Source organism: Actinomycetospora aeridis, from assembly GCF_037400275.1.
Classification (GTDB): Bacteria; Actinomycetota; Actinomycetes; order Mycobacteriales; family Pseudonocardiaceae; genus Actinomycetospora; species Actinomycetospora aeridis.
In genome coordinates this window covers 11,871-32,360 of sequence record NZ_JBBEGL010000013.1, presented here as the reverse complement: position 1 = coordinate 32,360, position 20,490 = coordinate 11,871, and the positions used below count along the sequence as shown (strand labels likewise).

The window sequence follows — 20,490 nt, the reverse complement described above, 5'->3', positions numbered from 1 at the left end:
ATCGGCCCGGTCGCTGGCCTACCCTCCGCTGGTGGTGAGCGCCCGGTGACCCAGACGCCCGAGAAGGCTGCTCCCGTCCTCCTGCGGCGGGCCCGCACCGCCGACGTGCGCGGCATCAAGACCCTGGTCGACTCGTTCGCCGACGACAACATCCTGCTGCGCAAGCCCCTCGTGACCCTCTACGAGACCGTCCAGGAGTTCCGCGTGGCCGTCCGGGGGCGCGACGTCGTGGGCTGCGGGGCCCTGCACGTGCTGTGGGAGGACCTCGCCGAGATCCGCACGATCGCGGTGGCCCCCGGGATGCAGGGCGCGGGGATCGGGAACGGCCTGGTCCACGAGCTGGTGGCCCAGGCGCGGTCGCTGGGCCTGCGCAGCGTGTTCGTGCTCACCTTCGAGACGGCGTTCTTCGAGCGCCACGGCTTCCGGGAGATCGAGGGCTCGCCGGTCAGCCCGGACGTCTACGCCGAGATGATGCAGTCGGCCGACGAGGGCGTCGCGGAGTTCCTCGACCTCGCGTACGTGAAGCCGAACACCCTCGGCAACAGCCGCATGCTGATGGATCTCTAGAGGAAGATCGCGGCGACGCCGAACACCAGCGCGTTGTTCACGCCGTGGGCGACGACGCCGGGCCACACCGAGCCGCTGCGGCGCAGCATCACCGCGTTGAGGACGCCCAGGACGAACGCGGCGGGCAGCACGATCGAGACGCCGTGCGCGAGCGCGAAGACCAGCGAGCTCGCGATCACCGCGACCCACGCGCCGTAGCGGCCCAGCGCGGTGGTCAGCACACCGCGGAAGAGCAGCTCCTCGGCGATCGGCACGGCGACCGCCCCGAGCAGCATCATCAGCGCGAGCGTGCCGGCACCGTCGGTCACGCCGGGCACGAGCCCGGCCTGCGGGTTCGACGTGTCGCCGCTGAGCAGGACGTACGACACGACGATCACGCGGTTGACGAGCCACGCCCCCACCCCGCCCGCGACGCCGACGAGCAGCCAGCGCCCGGACACCGTGCGCACGCCGATCGCGGCCCACGACCGCACGCGCACCCCGAGCGCGAGCAGGGCCGCGCCGAACGCGGCGATCCCGGAGACCGCGACGGTGACGAGGGCGAGCACCGGGGCCGGCGGCGCCTCGGCGAGCAGGACGAAGGCCACGAGGCCGAACCCCGTGGCCAGCACGAGGTACGCGACCGCGCCCACGGCGATCTCGGTCCAGCCGGGGCGGGGGCGCTCCGGCGGGTCGGTGGCGACCGTGACGAGGGGTTCCGGCTCCTGCGACGTGGGCTCCTGTGACGTCGGCTCCTGTGACGTGGGCTCCTGGGACGTGCTCATGGCGTCTCCTCCTCGGCGGGTCGGACGCCGACGACGCTAGGGAGCGGCCGGGGCCGTGATCGTCCCTCGCGCAGGCGATCCCTCCCCGCCGGTCTCCTCCTCGGGGAGGAGGCCGGCCTCCCGCCGCGGGAGGTGGGCCGCGACCCGCCAGCCGCCGCCGCTCGGCCCGGCCGCGACCGACCCGCCGACCAGGGCGGCGCGCTCCCGCATCCCGACGAGGCCGAGCCCCGAGCCCTCCCGGACGGGCCGGTGACCGGGCCGCTCGCCGTCGTCGACCACCTCGACGGCCACGGCGTCCGGTGCGTGGCGCACGGTCACGCGCGTCGGCGCGGGCCCCGCGTGGCGCAGGGTGTTGGTCAGGGCCTCGGTGACGATGCGGGCCGCGATCACGTCGGTCTCGGGGCGGTCGGCGGGGGCGGTGCCGACGACGTCGACGACGACCGGCAGCCCGGCCTCCCGCACCGGGGCGACCAGGGCCTCGAGCGCTGCGGCGTCGAGCTCGAGGTGCTCGGCCGCGTGGCCCGAGGCCGGCGGATCCAGGCCCTCGATCAGCGTCGGCAGCGCGGCGGCGATCCGCTCGCCCGCCTCGGTGATCGTCGCGAGCGTCGCGGGCTCCGGGGCCACCCGCGCGGCGTGGACGGTCACGACCAGCGCCGAGAGCTCGTGGGCCAGGACGTCGTGCAGCTCGCGGGCGAGGCCGAGGCGCTGGGCGGTCACGGCTCGCGCGGCGTCCGCGTCCGCGCGGCGTGCGGCACGGTCGGCCGCGGTGGTCGCCGCGCGGCGCTGCAGGACGCCGAGGCCCCAGATCGCGGGCACGATCAGGTAGGACAGCACGACGCCCGACCGGTTGCCCGCGAGCGCGTCCGGCAGGCCGAGGGTCAGCGTCGTCACCGCGATCGCCACCGTGCACACGAGGACCGTGACCCCCGAGGCGACGAGGCCGGCGCCGAGCCCCGCCCCGAACACCAGCACGCTCCAGGCCGCCTCGGTGACGAGGTGGGTCGTGCCCAGCCACGACGCGACGCTCGACGCGGCGGTCGCCACGACGAGCGCCGCCAGCGGGGCCCGACGCCACCAGCCCAGCGCCAGCGCCTCGACCGCGACGGGCAGGAGGGCGAGCGGGCGCGCCGTGTCCAGGTCGAGCAGGGCCACGACGTCCCGCGCCTGGCCCGGCTCCAGGTGCGGCGCCGCGACCGCCGCCAGCGCCCCGAGGAGCACGACGAGCAGCGCCGTCCCGGCGGCGAGCACGAGGCCCCCGCGCGTCGGGCGCCACCAGGGTGCCGGGGCGGCCTCGGGCGCCGGGGCCGGATCCGGTGACTCCGCCGGGTCGCGCAGGACGCTCAGCGCGCGGCGCATGCCCGCGAGGGCCGCGCGGGCCTCGGTGGCGATGGCCGAGAGCCGGGGCCCCGGGTCGGCGGGCGCCGCGAGGGCGCGGGTACGCGTCACGACCCGCTCCACCCGGACCGCCACCAGCTCCCGCAGGTCGCCGGCGATCCGGTCGCGCTGGGCCGCGAGCGCCTCGGTGAGGCGGTGCTGCTCCTCCTGGCGACGCCGGGCGGCCTCGCGGGCCGCGCGCAGCCGCGCGACGGCGCCGAGGAGCGCGGCGCCGAGCAGCGGCGGGACCAGCGAGACCGACAGCCCGACCCCGAAGCCGACCGCGGTGGCGAGGTCGTCCGGGCGCGCCACGAACCCCGCCAGCACCAGCGCCGCCGGCGTGGACGCCACGAGCGTGACCGCACCCGGCGCCGGACGCGAGCGCCGGACGACCCCGAAGACCAGCACCGTCCACGTCCAGGTCGGCAGGCCCTCCACCAGCGCCCAGCCGATCGGCACCGACGCCGCGAAGACGAGGAGCGCGCCGATCGGCCGTTCCCGCCGCCACAGGACCGGCAGCGTCTGGACCGACCCCGTGACGGCGAGTGCCGCGGTCCGGGTGCCGCTCGTCCCCGGTGCCCACGTGCCGACCGTGAGCGCGGTGATCACCACCATGACGACGAGCAGGCCGACCACGACCCCGTCCGCCGCCCGCAGCTCCGGCAGGAGGGCGGACCAGCGCCGGGTCACGACGGCCGCGCAGGGACCAGACCGCACTCGAAGGCGTGCACGACGAGCTGGACGCGGTCGCGCCGGTCGAGCTTGCGCAGCAGGTGCGCCACGTGCGTCTTCACCGTCGACTCGGCCACGACCATCTCGGCGGCGATCTCGGCGTTCGACAGCCCGCGCGCGACGAGCACGAGCACGTCGTGCTCCCGGGCGGTGAGCCCCTCGGGCGGGCCCGCGGGCGGCTCGGGCGCCGGCTCGTGGGCGACCCAGTCGCGGACCAGCCGGGTCGTCACCGACGGCGCGAGCAGCGACTCCCCCGCGTGCACCGTGCGGACGGCCCGGACCAGGTCCTCGGGGTCGGAGTCCTTGAGCACGAAGCCGCTGGCGCCCCCGCGCAGCGCGCGGCGCACGTAGTCGTCGACGTCGAAGGTGGTGACCACCAGCACGCGGGTGTCCGGGTGCGTCGCGGTGATCTGCTCGGTGGCGGTCAGCCCGTCGCCGCCCGGCATGCGCACGTCCATGAGGACGACGTCGGGCCGGTACGAGGCCACCGCGGTGACGGCGGCGGGCCCGTCCCCCGCCTCGCCGACGACGTCGATCCCGCCCGCGGCGGTGAGCACGGTGCGGAAGCCGGTGCGCACGATCGGCTGGTCGTCGACGAGCAGCACCCGGATCCCCACGCGCCGCATCGTGCCGCATCGCGCGGGTAACCGCTCCGGTGTCCGCATCGCCCGTCATCACCCGCCCCTCCCCCCCGGACCGACCACCTGACGGTCGCCGTCACCGGCGCGACCGGCACCTTCGGCAGCAGCCTGGTGCCCCTCCTCCACGACGACACGCGCGTTGACGGGGTCGTCGGGGTGTCCCGCCACCCCGACAGCGGGACCGGCCTCGACGACCGCGTGGAGTTCCGCCGCGGCGACGTCGGGGACCCCGGGTCGCTGGCGACAACGTTCCGCGGCGCGGACGTCGTCGTGCACCTCGCCTACGACGTCTCCGGCACGACGAACCCGGGCGCCACGCGGACGGTCAACGAGGACGGCGTGCGGAACGCCTTCCGCGCCGCCGTCGACGCCGGCGCGCGGCGATTCGTCTACGCCTCGTCGCTGGCCGCGTACGGCTTCTCCGCCGACCACCCGCCCCACATCCCCGAGAGCCACCCGCTCGCCGTCGACGACCCCTTCTTCTACGCGCGCGACAAGGCCCGCAGCGAGCAGCTGCTGGCCGCCGAGTCCGCGGACCACCTCGACGTCGAGGTCCACGTGCTGCGCCCGTGCGGTGTGGTCGGGCCCGCGCTCGCGGGCGCGAAGCTGCCGCTGCCGGGCCCGCTCGCCGCGCTCGGCCGCGGGCTCCTGGCCGGGGCACGGCAGTACGCCCGTCTCGGGCTGCCGCTGGCGGTCCCGGCGTTCCCGCTGCAGCTGGTCCACCAGGACGACGTCGGCCACGCGCTGGCGCGCTGCGCCCTCGGCGAGGGCCCGGCCGGTCCGTACAACATCGCCGGTGACGGGTCCGTCACCCTGGCCGATCTCGTCCGCGAGCTCGGTGCCACCGTGCTGGAGCTGCCCGCCGAGGTCGCCGAGATCCCGTCCCGGGCGGCGATGGCCCTGCCGCTCCCCCAGCCGGCGCAGTGGGTCGCGGCGACCACCCACCCGGCGATCATGGACACCACCCGGGCGAAGGAGGAGCTCGGCTGGCGGCCCCGCTTCACCGGCACCGGGGCGTGGCGGGACACGGTGCGTTCCTGAGCCACGCGCCCTGAGCATCTCGTCGCACGCCCCGACGAGGACGACGCAGGCCTCTCCTGTTTGATCGCTCGAGAGTGTCGCCACGGCGGACGACCCTCGTGACACTCCCGGGAGATCGCACCGGCGAGCTGCCACCCACCGGCCCGGCCGCCACCCCGGTCCGCGCGAGCACGGAGGTCACGGCTCCTCGCGCACGAACGGGCCGTGCTCGACGACCGGGACGCTCCAGCCCTGGCGCCACGAGTTCGCGGCGACGGCGGCGTCGGCGAGCCCCGCCAGCAGGTGGCAGCGCAGACCCTCGCCCGCGCACGCCGCCGACAGGTCCCGCGCCAGCTGCTCGTCGACCGCCCGCCGCGCCCACGGCCCGAGGGGCCCGCCCTGCGCGGCCGCGTGGCGCAGGAGGTCGTAGCCCAGGTCGTGGGCGCGGCACGCGTCCTCGAATGCCTCGGGCAGGTCGATCGGCGACGAGCACGAGCCCTGCGGGTCCAGCAGCTTCCCGCCGACGACGACCGGGCGGTAGGCGAAGCCCGCCGGGACGCCGACGACGGAGCGCTGCGGCCCCGTGAGCTCCGCGACGGCCCGAGCGGAGCCGGCGTCCTCGGAACCCCGTTGAGGCACCGTCGCCCGCCCGATGCCGGAGGCGAGGAGCAGAACGGCGAGCACGACGGCGGTCGGCACGAGGACCCTGGTCACACCCCGGAACGATCATCATCGCGGGCCTCGTCGGGCGTCGTCCCGCGGAGCCGTCCCGTGGGCGCTACGCGGGCGGTGCATCGGGCCGCACGTCATACCCAGGGGCGAGGACCCAGGAGTGACGACACGGCGCGCGCCGCCTCCTCACCTCGGGCCATGGCCCCGAGGACGCGCTGGTCATGGACGGGCCGCATCGTCCTCGCGGGCATCCTCCTGGCGATCGCGTGGCCGACCTCCCTGAACGAGCTCGCCGTGACCCCGGCGACGGCGCTCGCGGTCGCCCTCGTCGTCGCCCTCCCCGTGCTCGTCGCGCCGGAGCACCCGTGGCGGGCGTGGGGGGCGTCGGCGCTCGGCGGGGTGCTCATCGCGCTGCTCGTCGGGTCCGCGCCCGGCTACGCGCTGAGCGTGCAGGCCGTGCACCTCGTGGTGCTCTGCAGCCTCACCGCGCTCGTGGTCGCGCGGTGCGAGCCGTGGGCGGCCGCGGTCGCGACGGTCGGGCTGGTCGGCCTGTTCGTCCTCGCGACGCGCACCACGGAGGGCGTCGGGCTCGGGATCTTCTTCACCGTGGTCGTGCTCGCGGTGGGCCTCCTGGCGCGGCGGGTGCTCACCCAGCGGCGCCAGATCGCCGAGGCCGAGGAGCTGCGCGCCGACGAGGAGTCACGCCGCGCGGTGCTGCAGGAACGCGCGCGGGTGGCCCGCGACCTGCACGACGTCGTCGCCCACTCGATGTCGATGGTCGTGGTCCGCGCCGAGACCGCCCGCTACCGGCTGCCCGGGGTCGACCCCGCGTCCGCGCAGGAGTTCACGGCCATCGGCGCGGCGGCCCGCGCGGCGCTCACCGAGCTGCGCGGGGTCCTCACCGTCCTGCGCGCCGACGACGACGACGCCGAGCTCGCGCCCCAGCCCGGTGCCGACGACGTCGACGAGCTGCTCGCCGCGACCTCCGCCGCGGGCGTCGACCTCACGGTGACCACCACCGGCGACCCCGCCGGGCTCGGTCCGGCGGCGTCGGTCTCGCTCTACCGGATCCTCGCCGAGGCGCTCGCCAACGCCTCGCGGCACGCGGCGGACGCGCCGGTCGCGGTGACCATCGACCACACCCCGGAGGCCGTGCGGCTGCGGGTGGTCAACGGCCCGGGCCGCGACGCCACCGGCCCGGGCTCCGGGCTCGGCCTGCCGGGCATGCGCGAGCGCGCTGCCGCGGTCGACGGCGCCCTCACCGTCGGGCCCCACCGCCGACGGCGAGGAGGCCGTGGTGGCGGTCGACCGCGACGCCCCCGACGTCGTGCTCATGGACGTCCGCATGCCGCGCCTCGACGGGCTCGCCGCCACCCGCCGCATCCTCGCCCGCCACGCGGGGGTCCGGGTCCTGGTGCTGACCACGTTCGACGTCGACGAGTACGTCTACGAGGCCCTGCGTGCCGGGGCGAGCGGCTTCCTGCTCAAGGACGCCCCGGCCGACGAGCTGGTGCGGGCGGTCCGCGTCGTGGCCGGCGGCGACGCGCTGCTCGCCCCCTCGATCACGCGGCGGCTGGTCGCCGAGTTCGCCTCGCGCGCCGTGCCCGCCCGCGCCGTCTCCACCCGCCTCGACGCGTTGACGGCCCGCGAGCGCGAGGTGCTCGTCCTCGTCGCCCGCGGGCTGTCGAACGCCGAGATCGCCGCGCACCTCGTGCTGGCGGAGCAGACGGTGAAGACCCACGTCGGCCGGATCCTCACCAAGCTCGACCTGCGCGACCGCGTGCAGGCGGTCGTCCTCGCCTACGAGACGGGCGTCGTCACCGCGCGGCTCGACCGCTGAGCCGCCGAGCGGACGATCACCGGGGCCAGGACCGCGACGACGGCGGTGAGGACGCCGAGCGCCAGGATCGCCAGGGACAGGCTCCCGAGCGGGCCGGCGACGGCGAGCAGCACGAGCGGGCAGAAGAACTGGCCGATGAACATGGCGGCCGTCCAGAAGCCGGTGCCCCGGCCGCGCTCGGCGAAGCCCAGCCCCGACAGCGCCCAGGTCAGCAGCGTCGGCAGCAGCAGGCCGGTGCCGGCGCTGGCGATCACGGCGCCGACGGCGATCACCGGCACCGACGAGGAGATCCCGACGACCACGAGACCGACGGCCGCGAGCCCGAGGGCGACCGGGAGCAGGACCCGCGTGCCCCGCCGGGCGACCCGGCCGAACGTGTAGCCGCCCGCCGCCGTCGCGAGCGAGGCGACCGCGCTGAGCAGGCCGATCGTGGCCGTCGACGTCACACCGACCGAGGCCAGCACCAGGGAGAGCTCGGCGATCGGGGTGTAGAAGACGATCCCGCCGAACAACGTGACCAGGCACGGCACGGCGATGAGCCGCCACGGCACGGGGGGCAGCTCGGCGGCCGGTGTCCGACCGGTGGAGCGCACGAACACCGCGACGAGCACCGCGACCAGGAGGCTGGAGAAGTACAGGACGAACGGCGCGCGCCAGCTGACCGCGCCGAGCGCGCCGCCGAGCCCGAAGAACACGGTGGCCGCGAGCGTCGTCGCGATCGTCTGCCGGCCGAACCAGCGGTCGCGCGCCGTGCCGTCGAACAGGTCGGCGAGCAGCGTCGTGCAGGCGGTCATGATCGCGGCCTCGCAGACCCCGACCCCGACCCGGCTGGCGACGATCGCGCCGAGCGAGTCCAGGTAGAGCGGCGCGGTGCCGAACAGGGCGTAGACCACGAGGGCGGCGACGAGCACGCGCTTGCGCCCGGCCGCGTCGACGATGCGACCGGCGACCGGCGCGAGCAGGCCGATCACGAGCGCGGGCGCGGTGAGCACGATGGGAACGAGCACCGCGACGCCCGCCGTGCTCGCGAAGGCCTCCATCATCCGCGGCAGCACCGGTGCGAGGAGCACCGAGCCGAGGATCGGCAGGCAGCTGCCCGCCAACAGGATCGCGCCCTGCCCGGTCGCGCCCCGGGACCGGGCCGCTCTGCCCTGGTCCGCTTCCTCGCCGGTCACCGTCACGATCTCCTCCGCACTCTGCTCCCGGGGCCGTGATCGGCACCACACGTGGGGCGAAGTGTCGGGGCGGGCGAGGCGTGATCGGAAATCACTCCTGTTGGGGGTCACCATCCGCCGCGCTGATGGCGGGCAGGCCGGCGCACACGTCGGTGACGACCGCCCGCAGCCAGCGGTGGGCCGGGTCGGCGTCGTACATCGGGTGCCACCACAGCGCCTCGAGCAACGGGGCCACCTCGAACGGCGGGTCGAGCACGCGCACCCCGGCGGCCGGGCCGAGCCGCGCGGCCAGCCGGGCCTGGACGAGCGCGACGCGGTCGGTCCCCGCGACCAGATCGGGCACCGGCAGGAACGACTCGACGACGACCTGGGCCCGCGGCTCGATGCCCAGGGTGCGCAGCTGCAGCGCGGCCGGGGTGAACGCCGTCGGGCGGTGGTAGATCGTCACCCACGGCAGCGCGGCGAGGTCGTCGAGCGTCGCCGAGGCACCGACGCGGGGGTTGTCGACGGACGCGAGCAGCACCCAGCGGTCGTCGTAGAGGTCGAGGTAGGGCAGGTCGTCGACGAAGCCGTGGGGCATGACCAGCCCGTCGACCCCGCGCAGCCGGGCCGCCCCGCCCACCACGTCCTCCGGGCTGTGGGGGCGCAGCGAGAGCCGGGCGCAGGGGGCGCGCTCGGCGAGCACCGCGGCCAGGGGCACCCCGAGAACCGTGGTCGCGTAGTCCGAGACCAGCAGCGTGAACTCGCGGGTGGTCGACGCCGGGTCGAAGTCCGGCGCCGCCGAGAAGACGCCCTCGATCCCCGCGACCGCGCTCTCCGTGCGCTCGACCAGGCGCAGCGCGAGCGGGGTGAGCTCGTAGCGGTTGCCGACGCGCACCAGCAGGTCGTCGCCGTAGTGGCGGCGCAGCCGGGCGAGCGCGGCGCTGACCGCGGGCTGCGAGAGACCCAGCGTCGCGGCCGCCCGCGTCACGTTCCGCTCGGTGAGCAGGGCGCGCAGCGAGAGCAGCAGGTTGAGGTCGAGGTTCGCCAGCCGCAGCGGCTTCGGCGGCGCGACCTCGTCCATCACGTAGACGTACCAGACCGCAGAGCGGTGTCCAGGGCGCGCATCAGCGCCCGGGCGGGCGCGTCGTCTCCGCGTGGCGGGCGGCCTTCTCCGGCTCCGGGGTGGTGCGGTTGTCGACGGCCTGCTGCTTCGTGGCGTCGTCCCCCCCGACGACGTGGTCGTCGCCCGCGAACAGCGCGTCGATGCCCTGGCGGGCGACGAGCGTCCGGTCGTTCTTCCAGCTGTTGTCGCCGTAGACGGTGTCGCCCATGCCGGCGTTGTGGTGGAACGCGGAGTCGGTGGCGCCGGGCAGCAGGGCGGTGACCGTGATGCCGTGCTCGCGCAGCTCCTCGCGCAGGGACTCGGCGAACGAGAACCCGAAGGCCTTGGTGGGGCCGTAGACGGTCTCGTAGGGCGTCGGCGTGGTGGCCGAGACCGACGAGACGACGAGGATGCGCCGGTCACCCTGCTCCGGTCCCTGGGCGAGCATCGCGTGGGTGACGCGCTTGGCCGTGTGGACCAGGCCGGTGCAGTTGATGGCGATCATGCGCAGCTCGTCGTCGAGGTCGGTGTCGGCGAACGCGCCGCCGATGCCGATGCCGACGTTGAGGCAGGCGACGTTGAGCGGGCGGTCGAGGTCGGCGACGAAGCGCCAGAAGCCCTCCACGCCGTCGGGGGTCGCGGCGTCGGCCCGGTACGGGAAGGCCGCGACGCCGTGGTCGGCCTCGAGCCGCCGGGCCGCGTCGTGGACCCGGTCGCTCTGCCCCGAGATCGCGACGTCGTGGTCGCGCACGGCGAGCTGCGCGGCGAGCTCGTAGCCGATGCCCGAGGACCCGCCGGTGACCATGGCGAGGGGACGCGTGCTGGACAAGGGATCTCCTGATCGTTGCTCGTGCGGACCGGTCGGTGCTACCCGCTCATCAGCGGGGCCGATGCCCGGCATCAGCGGTTCGGCCTTCCGGGCCTGCGCACACCGGCCGCATCGTGGGCGGGACCACACCGAGGACGTTGCGGAGGAGCGCTGGATGGGCGCGATCAGGCTGGGGACGTTCGCCGACCCCGCGAGCGGGCACCGGTTCCCCGGACTCGTGACGGGCGCGGGGACCGTCGTCGACGTCAGCGAGGCCGGGGCGAGCACGCGGGCGCTGCTCGCCGACTGGGACCGGGTGCTGCCGGCGCTCGACGCGATGGTCGAGGCCGAGGGCGTCCCCCTCGACGGTCTGGCGGTGCTGCCGCCCGTCGAGCCCGGACAGATCCTCCAGTCCGGCGCCAACTACCGCACCCACGTGATCGACCTGGCGGCCGCGCACCACGCCGAGCGCGGCACCCGGCCGGACGCGGAGATCCGGGCCGAGGTCGCGGAGATGATGGACCGGCGGGCCGCCGAGGGTACGCCGTACCTGTTCATCGGTCTCCCGTCGGCGGTCACCGGCCCGACCGACGACGTCGTCATCCCGCCGTGGACCCGGAAGTTCGACTGGGAGCTCGAGCTGGCCGCGGTGATCGGCCGCGAGGCGTTCCGGGTCTCCCGTCAGGACGCCATCGGCCACATTGCGGCCTACACGATCGCCAACGACCTCACGGCGCGCGACCAGGTCTTCCGCCGCGACATGCCCGAGATCGGCACCGACTGGTTCCGCGCCAAGAACGGCCCCGGCTTCACCCCGCTCGGCCCGTGGCTCGTGCCCGCCCGGGACGTCGACCCGTCCGACCTGCGCCTGCGCCTCGAGCTGGACGGCCCCGACGGCGGAGTCATGCAGGACGAGACCACCAAGGACATGCTCTTCGACGTCGCGGCCCTGGTCGCCGCGGCCTCCGAGATCACGCCGCTGCGCCCCGGCGACCTGGTGCTCACCGGCAGCCCGGCGGGCAACGGGATGGCGCTCGGCCGGCTGCTGCGCGACGGCGACGTCATGACCGGCTCGATCACCGGGCCCGGCGTCGACCTCGGCACCCAGCGCACCCGCGTGGTGGCCGAGCGATGACCGACACGAGCGCGATCGTCGCCGCCGGGCACGACCCGGCGAAGCCCGAGGAGGCCGTCGCCGCCGTCGCCGCCCGGATCTCGCGGTGGGGCCGCTGGGGTCCCGACGACGTCCTGGGCTCGCTGAACCTGCTCACCCCCGACAAGCGTGTCGAGGGGGCGGCGTGCGTGCGGACCGGCGTGGCGTTCTCCCTCTCCCAGCCGTTCGACGAGACCGGCCCCCAGAACGGCTGGAAGAAGCGCACCAACCCGGTGCACACCATGCTCGGCACCGGGCACGAGGCCCTCGACGGCGAGTTCCCGCACGGCATCGGCGGCGCCGACGACGTCATCGCGATGCCCCTGCAGTGCTCGACGCAGTGGGACGGCCTGGGCCACATCTTCGACCACGGCAAGGCGTGGAACGGCCGCGAGGCCGCGGAGGTCGTGCGGGTCGAGGGTGACCGGCTCACCGGCATCGAGACCGCCGCCGCGCACCTCGCCGGGCGCGGGGTCCTGCTCGACGTGGGCCGCGTGATCGGCGGGGGCGAGCTCCCCGACGCCTACCCGATCACCGCCGACGAGCTCGACGAGGTCGCCCGGGTCCAGGGCGTCGAGGTCCGTCCCGGCGACATCGTCTGCGTGCGCACCGGGCAGTACGCCCGGACCCGCCGGGAGGGCTGGGGCGGGTACGCGGGCGGTCCGGCGCCCGGACTGTCGTTCACCACGCTGGACTGGCTGCACGACCGCGACATCGCCGCGGTCGCCACCGACACGTGGGGCGTCGAGGTGCGGCCCAACGAGTTCGAGGTCGCCTTCCAGCCGCTGCACCAGGTCGCCATCCCGCACCTGGGGCTGTTCCTCGGCGAGATGTGGGACCTCGACGGTCTCGCCGCCGACTGCGCGGCCGACGGCCGCTACGCCTTCTTCCTGACCGCGGCGCCCCTGCGGATCACCGGTGCCGTCGGTTCCCCCGTCAACCCGATCGCGGTGAAGTGATGATCCAGAACGCACTGGTGGTGGGCGGGGGTGCCGCCGGCACCGCCGCCGCCATCCTGCTCGCCCGCGCCGGCGTGGCCGTCGACCTCGTCGAGACGACCCCCGAGATCGGCACCTCGGGGTCCGGGATCACCCTGCAGGGCAACGCCCTCCGCGTCCTCCGCGACCTCGGGGTCCTCGACGACGTCCTCGCCCACGGCTACGCCTTCGACGAGGTCGGCCTGCGCACCCCGGACGGCGGCGTCGTCGCCGTCATCCCCGACGCGCGCACCGGAGGCGACGACCTCCCGGCCACCGTGGGGATGCCCCGCGGGGACATGGCCCGGCTCCTGGCCGAGCGGGCCGCCCAGGTCGGCGTGGAGGTCCGGACCGGCACCCGCGTGGAGAGCGTCACCGCGGCCGGGGAGGTCGCCTGCAGCGACGGCACCCGCGCGGTCCACGACCTCGTCATCGGTGCCGACGGCCTCAACTCCGGGGTCCGGGCGCAGATCGGGATCGACATCCGCCCCGAACCGGTCGGCATGGGCATCTGGCGGGTCTTCACCACGCGGCCCTCGTCGATCACCCGCACCGACCTGACCTACGGCGGCGCCGCCTACATCGCGGGCTGGTGCCCGACCGGCGAGGACTCGCTCTACGCCTACCTCGTCGAGGACGCGGCCGACCGGACCGGCCTGTCCCCCGGCGAGCAGCTCGCCACCATGCAGGGGCTGGCCGACCACTACGGCGGGCCGTGGGCCGAGATCCGCGAGCGGATGACGGACCCGTCGCGGGTGAACTACACCTGGTTCACCCACCACCTGGTCGACGGGCCCTGGCACCGCGGCCGCGTCGTCCTCGCCGGCGACGCCGCGCACTCCTGCCCCCCGACCCTGGCCCAGGGCGCGGCCATGGCCCTCGAGGACGCGTGGGTGCTGGTCGAGGAGCTGACCGGCCACGACGACCTCGACACCGCCCTGACCACCTACACCGCCCGGCGGCGGGAACGGGCCGGCGCGGTGGTCGCCGACTCGGTGCAGCTCGCCCGCTGGCTGCTCGACCACGAGCCCCCGCCGCAGGCCGGCGGCGCCGCCGACGTCCCCGGGCTCATGGCCCGCACCTCCGCGCTGCTCGCGCAGCGGCCCTGAAGGAGCCGTCTCATGGACCGACTGATCACCCACCTCCGGCACGTCGACCTCGCCGTGCCCGACTTCGACACCCAGCTCGCCTTCTACCGGGACCTCTGGAAGCTCTCGCCCGAGACCACCGACACCGGCATCGCGTTCCTCGCCGCCGAGGGCTCGCCCGAGCAGTACCAGGTGCGGCTGCGCGCCGATGCCGAGAAGCGCGTCGACCTCATCGCGTTCGGCGCCGAGACGCCCGCCGACGTCGACGCCCTGGCCGAGAAGCTGGGCCGCGACGGCGTGACGCTCGTCAGCACGCCGGACAAGATGCAGACGCCGGGCGGCGGCTACGGCTTCCGCTTCTTCGACCTCGAGGGCCGCACGATCGAGGTCTCGGCCGACGTCGAGGTGCGCGCGCACCGGCGCGTCGAGGAGGGCGAGTCGGTGCCGGTGAAGCTCTCCCACGTCGTCATCAACTCGCCGCAGCCCGAGGCGCTGGTCGCCTGGTACGACCGCCACCTCGACTTCACGCTCTCCGACACCCTGTTCTCCCCGCACATGGGCGAGATGATGTGGTTCCTGCGCTGCAACCCCCAGCACCACTCGCTCGCGATCGCGCGCTGCCCGCACGTGTCGCTGCACCACGCGTCGTTCGAGCTGCGGGGCATCGACGAGTACATGCGCGGCACCGGGCGGCTGCTGCGGGCGGGCGTCGAGAAGGTGTGGGGCCCGGGCCGGCACATGGCCGGCAACAACACGTTCTCCTACTTCCTCGACCCGCAGGGCAACACCGTGGAGTACACGACCGAGCTCGAGTGCCTCGACGAGGACACCTGGCACCCGTCGCTGTACGACTTCACGAACCCCGAGGTCTCCGACCGGTGGGGCACCGCGAACCCGATGAGCGAGTTCGTCGCGAAGAAGTCGTTCAACGACCCCGACCGCGGCGTCTTCGTCGCGCCCCCGGTCTGATGAAGATCGCTTCGGTCCGCCACGAGGGATCGCACCGGGTGGGGGTGGTCGTCGACGAGGCCGTCCACCTGCTCGACCGTCCCGTGACGGTGCTGTCGCTGGTGCAGGCGGGGACGCTGCTCGACGCGGGCCGCGACGCCCTGCGCGCCCGCCCGGTGGCGCTCTCCGACGTCCGCCTGCTCGCCCCGCTCGAGCCCCCGAGCGTGCGGGACTTCGTGACGTTCGAGGAGCACGTCGAGGGCATGCGGGCCCCCGCCGGGCTCCCCGACGCCTGGTACGACGCGCCGACCTTCTACTTCTCCAACCCCGCCGCGACGCTCGGCCCCGCCGACGACGTCCCGGTGCCGCCGGGGTGCTCGGTGCTCGACTTCGAGCTCGAGGTCGCCGCGGTGATCGGGCGCACGGGCCGCGACGTCGCGCCCGCCGACGGGTGGGGCCACGTCGCCGGGCTGACGATCCTCAACGACTGGTCGGCGCGCGACCTGCAGTCGCGCGAGATGCAGGTCGGTCTCGGTCCGGCGAAGGGCAAGGACACGGCGACGACGCTGGGGCCGTGGCTCGTCACCGCCGACGAGTTCGCGCCCGACGGCGAGGGCTTCCTGGACCTGGCGCTGCGGGCGTCGGTCAACGGCACGGTCGTGGGCGAGGACCTGCTCTCGAACATGGGCTGGCCCTTCGGCGACCTCGTCGCCTACGCCTCGCGCGGCACCGAGCTCCGCCCCGGCGACGTCCTCGGCTCCGGGACCTGCGGCCACGGCGGCTGCCTCGGCGAGCTGTGGGGCCGCGGCGCGTCCCGCACCGACCTGCCCCCGCTCACCCCGGGCGACGTGGTGACGCTGGACGTGGAGGGCATCGGCACGCTGACCTCGCGCGTCGTCCCCGGCGCCGACCCCGTCCCGATCCCCCGCGCCCGGACCCGACCCCGCACCCGACCCGCGCACCGGGAGCACGCATGAGCCCGACCACGGACGTCCACGCGCACCTCCTCGTCCCCGCCGCCGAGGCCCTCGTCGCCGACGAGCCCGCCCTCGCCGAGGCCCGCGCCGCCGAGGCGCGGGCGGCCGGACCGGCATCGTCGCGGGTCAACCGGGAGCAGATCGGGGGCCTGGGCCCGGCGCTCACCGACCGCGCCGTCCGGCTCGCGGCGATGGACGCCGTGGGTATCGAGGTGCAGCTGGTCAGCCCGATGCCGATCCATCACACCTGGGCCGACCGGGACCTCGCCGCCCGCTACGCGGCGACCGTCAACGACGGCGTGGCGGCGCACTGCGCCGGCGCCCCGGACCGGCTCGTCGGCCTCGGCACGGCGCCCTTGCAGCACCCCGACCTCGCCGTCTCCGTGCTGCGCTCGGCCGTCGCGGACGGGCTGCGCGGGGTCGAGATCGGCACCCACGTGACCGGCCCCGACGGGGTGCGCCGGGAGCTCGACGACCCGGCACTGAGCACCTTCTGGGCCCTCGCCGCCGAGCTCGAGGCCGTCGTCTTCATCCACCCCTGGGGCTGCACCCTCGGCGAGCGCCTCGACGTCGGCTACCTGTCCAACAGCGTCGGCAACCCCGTCGAGACGACCGTCGCGCTCTCGCGGCTGGTCGCGTCGGACGCCCTGCCCGACGGGGTCCGCGTCCTCGCGGCGCACGGCGGCGGCTTCTTCCCGCAGGGCACCGCCCGCCAGGACCACGCCTGGCACGCCCGCCCCGGCGACCGCGCGGCCCCGGCCCCGCCGAGCGCGGCGCTGCGTCGTCTGTGGTTCGACGCGCTCGTCTACACCCCCGAGGCGCTGCGGCACCTCGTCGCCGTCGCGGGCGCCGACCGGGTCGCCCTCGGCACCGACTTCCCCTTCGACATGGGCGTCCCCGACCCGCTCGACCGCCTCGCCGCGGCCGGTCTCGACGCCGCCGACGCCGAGCTGGTCCGTGCCGGGAGCGCCGCCGCCCTCCTCGCCCCGACCCGGGACCACGCCGCGCCACGGTGAGGCGCTCGCCGGTGTTCACTGCGGTGTGCTCGAACTGATCCCGCGCGAGCGGCGCACCCTCGCGCCGGGCGTCGTCCACGTCCCGGACTGGCTGTCCCTCGACGCCCAGCGGGACCTCGTCGCCGCGGCCCAGGGGTGGGCCCGCGAGGGGCCCGGTGCCCGCCGCGCCACGCTCCCGGGCGGGGCGCGCATGAGCGTCGAGACCGTGTGCCTGGGCTGGCACTGGATCCCCTACCGCTACAGCCGCACCCGCGACGACCAGGACGGATCGCCGGTGCAGCCCTTCCCGGGGTGGCTGGCCGCGCTCGGGGCCGCGGCCGTCGCCGACGCCTACGACGAGTCCGGCGTCGACTACCGCCCCGACGTCGCGTTGATCAACTCCTACCGCGGCGACGCCCGCCTCGGTCTGCACCAGGACCGCGAGGAGCTCGCGCCCGACCCGGTCGTCTCGCTGAGCCTCGGCGCGGCGTGCGTGTTTCGGATCGGCAGCCCCGAGCACCGCCGCGGCCCGTTCCACGACGTGGAGCTGCACTCGGGCGACCTCGTCGTCTTCGGCGGCGAGCACCGGCTGGCGTACCACGGCGTCCCGAAGCTGCTCCCCGATCGCGACGTGTCCGACATCGGGACCGCGCCCGGCGAGCGGATCAACGTCACCCTGCGCGTCTCGGGCCTGCCGTGACGTACCGCCTCGTCGGCGCGGACGGCCGCCCGTACGACGCGGCGACGCCGGCCACGCTCGGCGGCCACCGCCGGTTGCGGATCTACGGTCGGCTCGACTGCCCGAGCGCCCTGCGCTGGCTCGCCCGCGGCCACTACGCCCGGCACCGCGTCTTCTTCGCCGACGCGGCCACCGCTCGCGCCGCGGGCTACCGGCCGTGTCGCGTCTGCAGGCCGGACGGCGAGAACAGCTAGGGGTCGCTCTCCTCCGTCGGCGGCGGGATGTCGGAGTCCGGGTCGGCCGCGGGCGCCGGGGCGGGCTCGCCGCGCAGGGACGCCAGGAGGTCGGGCAGCTCGTCGGGCTTGAACAGCACGTCGCGGGCCTTCGAGCCCTCCGACGGCCCGACGACACCGCGGGTCTCGAGGAGGTCCATCAGACGTCCGGCCTTGGCGAACCCGACGCGCAGCTTGCGCTGCAGCATCGAGGTCGACCCGAACTGGCTGGTGACGATCAGCTCGGCCGCCGCGACGACGAGCTCGAGGTCGTCGCCGATGTCCGGGTCGATCTCCTTCTTCTCGCCCGCGGCCTCGGTGGTGACGCCCTCGGTGTACTGCGGGTCGGCCTGCTCCTTGCAGTGGTCGACCACCGCGGCGATCTCGTCGTCGGCGATGAACGCGCCCTGCAGGCGGTTGGTCTTCCCGGCGCCCATGGGCAGGAAGAGTGCGTCGCCCATGCCGATCAGCTTCTCGGCACCGGGCTGGTCGAGGATGACCCGCGAGTCCGTCAGCGACGACGTCGCGAACGCGAGCCGCGACGGGACGTTGGTCTTGATCAGGCCGGTGACGACGTCGACCGAGGGCCGCTGCGTGGCGAGCACCAGGTGGATGCCGGCGGCGCGGGCCTTCTGGGTGATGCGGACGATCGCGTCCTCGACGTCGCGGGGCGCGGTCATCATGAGGTCGGCGAGCTCGTCGACGATGCACATGATGTACGGGTAGGGCCGGTAGACGCGCTCGGAGCCGAGCGGCGCCTGGATCTCCCCGGACCGCACCTTGCGGTTGAAGTCGTCGATGTGCCGCACGCGGTTGGCCTGCATGTCCGCGTAGCGCTGCTCCATCTCCTCGACCAGCCAGGCCAGCGCCGTGGCCGCCTTCTTCGGCGAGGTGATGATCGGCGTGATGAGGTGCGGGATGCCCTCGTAGGGCGTCAGCTCGACCATCTTCGGGTCGATGAGGATCATCCGGACCTCGTCCGGCGTCGAGCGCGAGAGCAGTGACACCAGCATCGAGTTGACGAAGCTCGACTTGCCGGAGCCGGTGGAGCCCGCGACCAGAAGGTGGGGCATCTTCGCGAGGTTGGCCGTGACCATCCGGCCCTCGATGTCCTTGCCGAGCCCGATGACCATCGGGTGGGTCTCGGCGCGCGCCGTCGGCGAGTTCAGGACGTCGGCGAGGCGCACCATCTCGCGGTCGGAGTTGGGCACCTCGATGCCCACCGCCGACTTGCCCGGGATCGGCGCGAGCAGCAGCACCCGGTCGGTGGCCGCGGCGTAGGCGAGGTTGCGGTGCAGGGCGGTGATCTTCTCGACCTTCACGCCGTGCCCGAGCTCGACCTCGTAGCGCGTGACGGTCGGGCCGCGGGTGAAGCCGGTGACCTCGGCGTCCACCTTGAACTGCTCGAGCACCCCGGTGATCGCCTCGATCATGGCGTCGTTCGCGGCGCTGCGGGCCTTCGGCGGCTCGCCCGGGGTGAGCAGGTCGGGCGGCGGGAGCCGGTAGTCGCTGTCGGGGTCCTCGCGGTGGGAGCTGAACGAGGCCGCCGCCTGCGGGTCGGGCTCGGTCTCCTCCGGGGCCGCGGGAGCGGGCGCGGGAGCCGGCGCGGCGGCGCGGGCCGGCGCAGCGGCCTTCGCGCGTCCCTTCGACGGCGCGGGGGCCGGGTCGACGGCGGCCGCGCCGTCGGGCGGCGTCGTCAGGTCGGGCACCGCGGCGGCGGTGCGGTCGCGGTGGCGCGCGGGGTGCCCGGCCGCGTCGGCGTCGCCGGAGGACTCCCCGTCGTCCTCGGAGAAGACGTCGGCGACCTTGCGTCGCCCGCGGCGCGGGATCGCCGTGGTGGGCGCGGTGCCGTCGGCGTCGTCGAGCCCCTCCTCGACGTCGACGTCCTCCGGCCCGCCCCACTCGTCGTCCGGGTGCTCGCCGGTGACCAGGGCGCGCAGCCGCACCCCGACCTCGCGGACCGGTGTGCCGGTGAGCACGAGCAGCCCGTACAGCCCGACGAGCACCAGCACGACACCCGCGAGCCAGACGGTGACGCCGCGCGTGAGCGGGTCGGCGACGACCGCCCCGAGCACACCGCCCCCGGCGCGGCGGCCGTCGAGGTCGCCCGGCGAGCCGGCGACGAGGTGCCAGACGGAGAGCACGGCGAGACCGAGCAGGAGCGCGCCGACGACGGTGCGCGGCCGGGTCTCCGGGTCCGGGTCGGTGCGCAGCAGGAGGACCGCGACGCCGACGAGCACGAGGGGCAGCACGAGCGCGGCGGCACCCACGACCGTGCGCAGCGCGATGTCGAGACCCGCGCCGACGGGGCCGCCCGCGCGCCACCACACCCCCGCGGCGGTGAGGACCGCGAGGACGACGAGCCCGAGGGCGATGCCGTCGCGCTGGTGGGCGGCGTCGACGTCGCGGGCTCGCCCGAGCGTCCGCACGAGCGAGCCGAGGCCGCGGGCGGCGAGCACCCAGCCGCCCCGCAGCGTGCGCACGATCGGCCCGGGGCCGGTGCGCCGCGCGGGGGCACGACCCTTGCCGGTCGCGCGGCCGGTGGACCGGCCTCCCGACCGTCCGCCCTGCGCAGGGCGACGCTGCTGCGGCGACCGGGTGGTGCCGTCGGCGCCGGCACCCTTCTGGCGCGGGGTCCGCCCGCCCGTGATCGGGCGGCTGCGGGACCCGCGCTTGTCAGGTGTCTCGGTCCGCCCGGCCATGGGCCCACGGTAGCCCGGGCGC

General features: G+C 75.5%; 18 protein-coding genes and 2 pseudogenes. 12 read left to right on the top strand and 8 right to left on the bottom strand.

Annotation, left to right across the window (positions count from 1 at the left end):
• Nucleotides 1–45: 45 nt before the first annotated feature.
• Nucleotides 46–567 carry an amino-acid N-acetyltransferase gene (locus tag WCD41_RS28460; RefSeq protein WP_337718620.1) on the top strand — a complete coding sequence of 174 codons (522 nt, stop codon included), beginning with the start codon at nt 46–48 and terminating at the stop codon, nt 565–567.
• Here the strand turns inward: WCD41_RS28460 and WCD41_RS28455 are convergent.
• The 3 genes from WCD41_RS28455 to WCD41_RS28445 are packed head-to-tail and all read right to left on the bottom strand — an operon-like array spanning nt 564 to nt 4,063.
• Nucleotides 564–1,331: a CPBP family intramembrane glutamic endopeptidase gene (locus tag WCD41_RS28455; RefSeq protein WP_337718619.1), complete on the bottom strand. Its 768-nt coding sequence runs from the start codon at nt 1,329–1,331 to the stop codon at nt 564–566. The two genes, WCD41_RS28460 and WCD41_RS28455, sit on opposite strands and share 4 nt — an antisense overlap.
• Nucleotides 1,332–1,367: 36 nt before the next feature.
• Nucleotides 1,368–3,395 carry a sensor histidine kinase gene (locus tag WCD41_RS28450; protein WP_337718618.1) on the bottom strand — a complete coding sequence of 676 codons (2,028 nt, stop codon included), beginning with the start codon at nt 3,393–3,395 and terminating at the stop codon, nt 1,368–1,370.
• Entirely contained in the window at nt 3,392–4,063 is a 672-nt protein-coding gene (locus tag WCD41_RS28445) for a response regulator (protein ID WP_337718617.1), read from the bottom strand. Before WCD41_RS28445 ends, WCD41_RS28450 begins: the two co-directional genes overlap by 4 nt.
• 78 nt (nt 4,064–4,141) lie before the next feature.
• Between WCD41_RS28445 and WCD41_RS28440 the strand changes: the two genes are divergently transcribed.
• Complete coding sequence (locus WCD41_RS28440; protein WP_337718684.1) at nt 4,142–5,119, top strand: NAD-dependent epimerase/dehydratase family protein; 978 nt, start codon at nt 4,142–4,144, stop codon at nt 5,117–5,119.
• Nucleotides 5,120–5,296: 177 nt separating this feature from the next.
• Here WCD41_RS28440 and WCD41_RS28435 read toward each other — a convergent pair whose 3' ends face one another.
• Nucleotides 5,297–5,812 carry a phospholipase A2 family protein gene (locus tag WCD41_RS28435; RefSeq protein WP_337718616.1) on the bottom strand — a complete coding sequence of 172 codons (516 nt, stop codon included), beginning with the start codon at nt 5,810–5,812 and terminating at the stop codon, nt 5,297–5,299.
• Between the two features lie 156 nt (nt 5,813–5,968).
• On the opposite strand from WCD41_RS28435, the pseudogene WCD41_RS31220 reads away from it, so the two are divergent.
• Nucleotides 5,969–6,985 (top strand): annotated as a pseudogene (locus tag WCD41_RS31220) (sensor histidine kinase); the annotation flags it as partial.
• Nucleotides 6,986–7,037: 52 nt separating this feature from the next.
• Nucleotides 7,038–7,610, top strand: a pseudogene (locus WCD41_RS28425) (response regulator); the annotation flags it as partial.
• Here the strand turns inward: WCD41_RS28425 and WCD41_RS28420 are convergent.
• The 3 genes from WCD41_RS28420 to WCD41_RS28410 all read right to left on the bottom strand — a co-directional run bounded on the left by WCD41_RS28420 (nt 7,571) and on the right by WCD41_RS28410 (nt 10,698).
• Entirely contained in the window at nt 7,571–8,785 is a 1,215-nt protein-coding gene (locus WCD41_RS28420; protein WP_337718613.1) for an MFS transporter, read from the bottom strand. The pseudogene WCD41_RS28425 and the gene WCD41_RS28420 sit on opposite strands and share 40 nt — an antisense overlap.
• 91 nt (nt 8,786–8,876) lie before the next feature.
• Nucleotides 8,877–9,848, bottom strand: a complete 972-nt coding sequence (locus tag WCD41_RS28415; RefSeq protein WP_337718612.1) for a LysR family transcriptional regulator — start codon at nt 9,846–9,848, stop codon at nt 8,877–8,879.
• A 43-nt stretch (nt 9,849–9,891) separates the two neighbouring features.
• Nucleotides 9,892–10,698, bottom strand: a complete 807-nt coding sequence (locus tag WCD41_RS28410; RefSeq protein WP_337718611.1) for an SDR family NAD(P)-dependent oxidoreductase — start codon at nt 10,696–10,698, stop codon at nt 9,892–9,894.
• Between the two features lie 154 nt (nt 10,699–10,852).
• Here WCD41_RS28410 and WCD41_RS28405 point away from each other — a divergent pair, with 154 nt between their 5' ends.
• From WCD41_RS28405 to WCD41_RS28370, 8 genes are read left to right on the top strand one after another with little or no spacing between them, the layout of a single operon-like run.
• Nucleotides 10,853–11,812 (top strand): fumarylacetoacetate hydrolase family protein, encoded by a 960-nt coding sequence (locus WCD41_RS28405; protein WP_337718610.1) that lies wholly within the window; start codon nt 10,853–10,855, stop codon nt 11,810–11,812.
• Nucleotides 11,809–12,789 (top strand): cyclase family protein, encoded by a 981-nt coding sequence (locus WCD41_RS28400; RefSeq protein WP_337718609.1) that lies wholly within the window; start codon nt 11,809–11,811, stop codon nt 12,787–12,789. The genes WCD41_RS28405 and WCD41_RS28400 overlap by 4 nt, the downstream gene beginning before the upstream one ends.
• Complete coding sequence (locus tag WCD41_RS28395) at nt 12,789–13,916, top strand: FAD-dependent monooxygenase (protein WP_337718608.1); 1,128 nt, start codon at nt 12,789–12,791, stop codon at nt 13,914–13,916. The genes WCD41_RS28400 and WCD41_RS28395 overlap by 1 nt, the downstream gene beginning before the upstream one ends.
• Nucleotides 13,917–13,928: 12 nt before the next feature.
• Complete coding sequence (locus tag WCD41_RS28390) at nt 13,929–14,864, top strand: VOC family protein (RefSeq protein ID WP_337718607.1); 936 nt, start codon at nt 13,929–13,931, stop codon at nt 14,862–14,864.
• On the top strand, nt 14,864–15,820 hold the full coding sequence (locus WCD41_RS28385; RefSeq protein WP_337718606.1) for a fumarylacetoacetate hydrolase family protein: 957 nt from the start codon (nt 14,864–14,866) through the stop codon (nt 15,818–15,820). Before WCD41_RS28390 ends, WCD41_RS28385 begins: the two co-directional genes overlap by 1 nt.
• Nucleotides 15,817–16,836, top strand: a complete 1,020-nt coding sequence (locus tag WCD41_RS28380; RefSeq protein WP_337718605.1) for an amidohydrolase family protein — start codon at nt 15,817–15,819, stop codon at nt 16,834–16,836. The genes WCD41_RS28385 and WCD41_RS28380 overlap by 4 nt, the downstream gene beginning before the upstream one ends.
• A gap of 25 nt (nt 16,837–16,861) precedes the next feature.
• Nucleotides 16,862–17,515, top strand: coding sequence for an alpha-ketoglutarate-dependent dioxygenase AlkB family protein (locus WCD41_RS28375; RefSeq protein ID WP_337718604.1), 654 nt, complete (start codon nt 16,862–16,864; stop codon nt 17,513–17,515).
• Entirely contained in the window at nt 17,512–17,748 is a 237-nt protein-coding gene (locus tag WCD41_RS28370; RefSeq protein WP_337718603.1) for an Ada metal-binding domain-containing protein, read from the top strand. The genes WCD41_RS28375 and WCD41_RS28370 overlap by 4 nt, the downstream gene beginning before the upstream one ends.
• Here WCD41_RS28370 and WCD41_RS28365 read toward each other — a convergent pair.
• Nucleotides 17,745–20,468 carry a DNA translocase FtsK gene (locus tag WCD41_RS28365; protein ID WP_337718602.1) on the bottom strand — a complete coding sequence of 908 codons (2,724 nt, stop codon included), beginning with the start codon at nt 20,466–20,468 and terminating at the stop codon, nt 17,745–17,747. The genes WCD41_RS28370 and WCD41_RS28365 overlap by 4 nt on opposite strands.
• Between the last annotated feature and the right edge of the window lie 22 nt (nt 20,469–20,490).

Coding starts and splice junctions, on each gene's coding strand:
- WCD41_RS28455 (WP_337718619.1), bottom strand. CDS start 1,331: ATGAGCACGTCCCAGGAGCCCACGTCACAGGAGCCGACGTCACAGGAG.
- WCD41_RS28445 (WP_337718617.1), bottom strand. CDS start 4,063: ATGCGGCGCGTGGGGATCCGGGTGCTGCTCGTCGACGACCAGCCGATC.
- WCD41_RS28415 (WP_337718612.1), bottom strand. CDS start 9,848: ATGGACGAGGTCGCGCCGCCGAAGCCGCTGCGGCTGGCGAACCTCGAC.
- WCD41_RS28405 (WP_337718610.1), top strand. CDS start 10,853: ATGGGCGCGATCAGGCTGGGGACGTTCGCCGACCCCGCGAGCGGGCAC.
- WCD41_RS28400 (WP_337718609.1), top strand. CDS start 11,809: ATGACCGACACGAGCGCGATCGTCGCCGCCGGGCACGACCCGGCGAAG.
- WCD41_RS28395 (WP_337718608.1), top strand. CDS start 12,789: ATGATCCAGAACGCACTGGTGGTGGGCGGGGGTGCCGCCGGCACCGCC.
- WCD41_RS28390 (WP_337718607.1), top strand. CDS start 13,929: ATGGACCGACTGATCACCCACCTCCGGCACGTCGACCTCGCCGTGCCC.
- WCD41_RS28385 (WP_337718606.1), top strand. CDS start 14,864: ATGAAGATCGCTTCGGTCCGCCACGAGGGATCGCACCGGGTGGGGGTG.
- WCD41_RS28380 (WP_337718605.1), top strand. CDS start 15,817: ATGAGCCCGACCACGGACGTCCACGCGCACCTCCTCGTCCCCGCCGCC.
- WCD41_RS28365 (WP_337718602.1), bottom strand. CDS start 20,468: ATGGCCGGGCGGACCGAGACACCTGACAAGCGCGGGTCCCGCAGCCGC.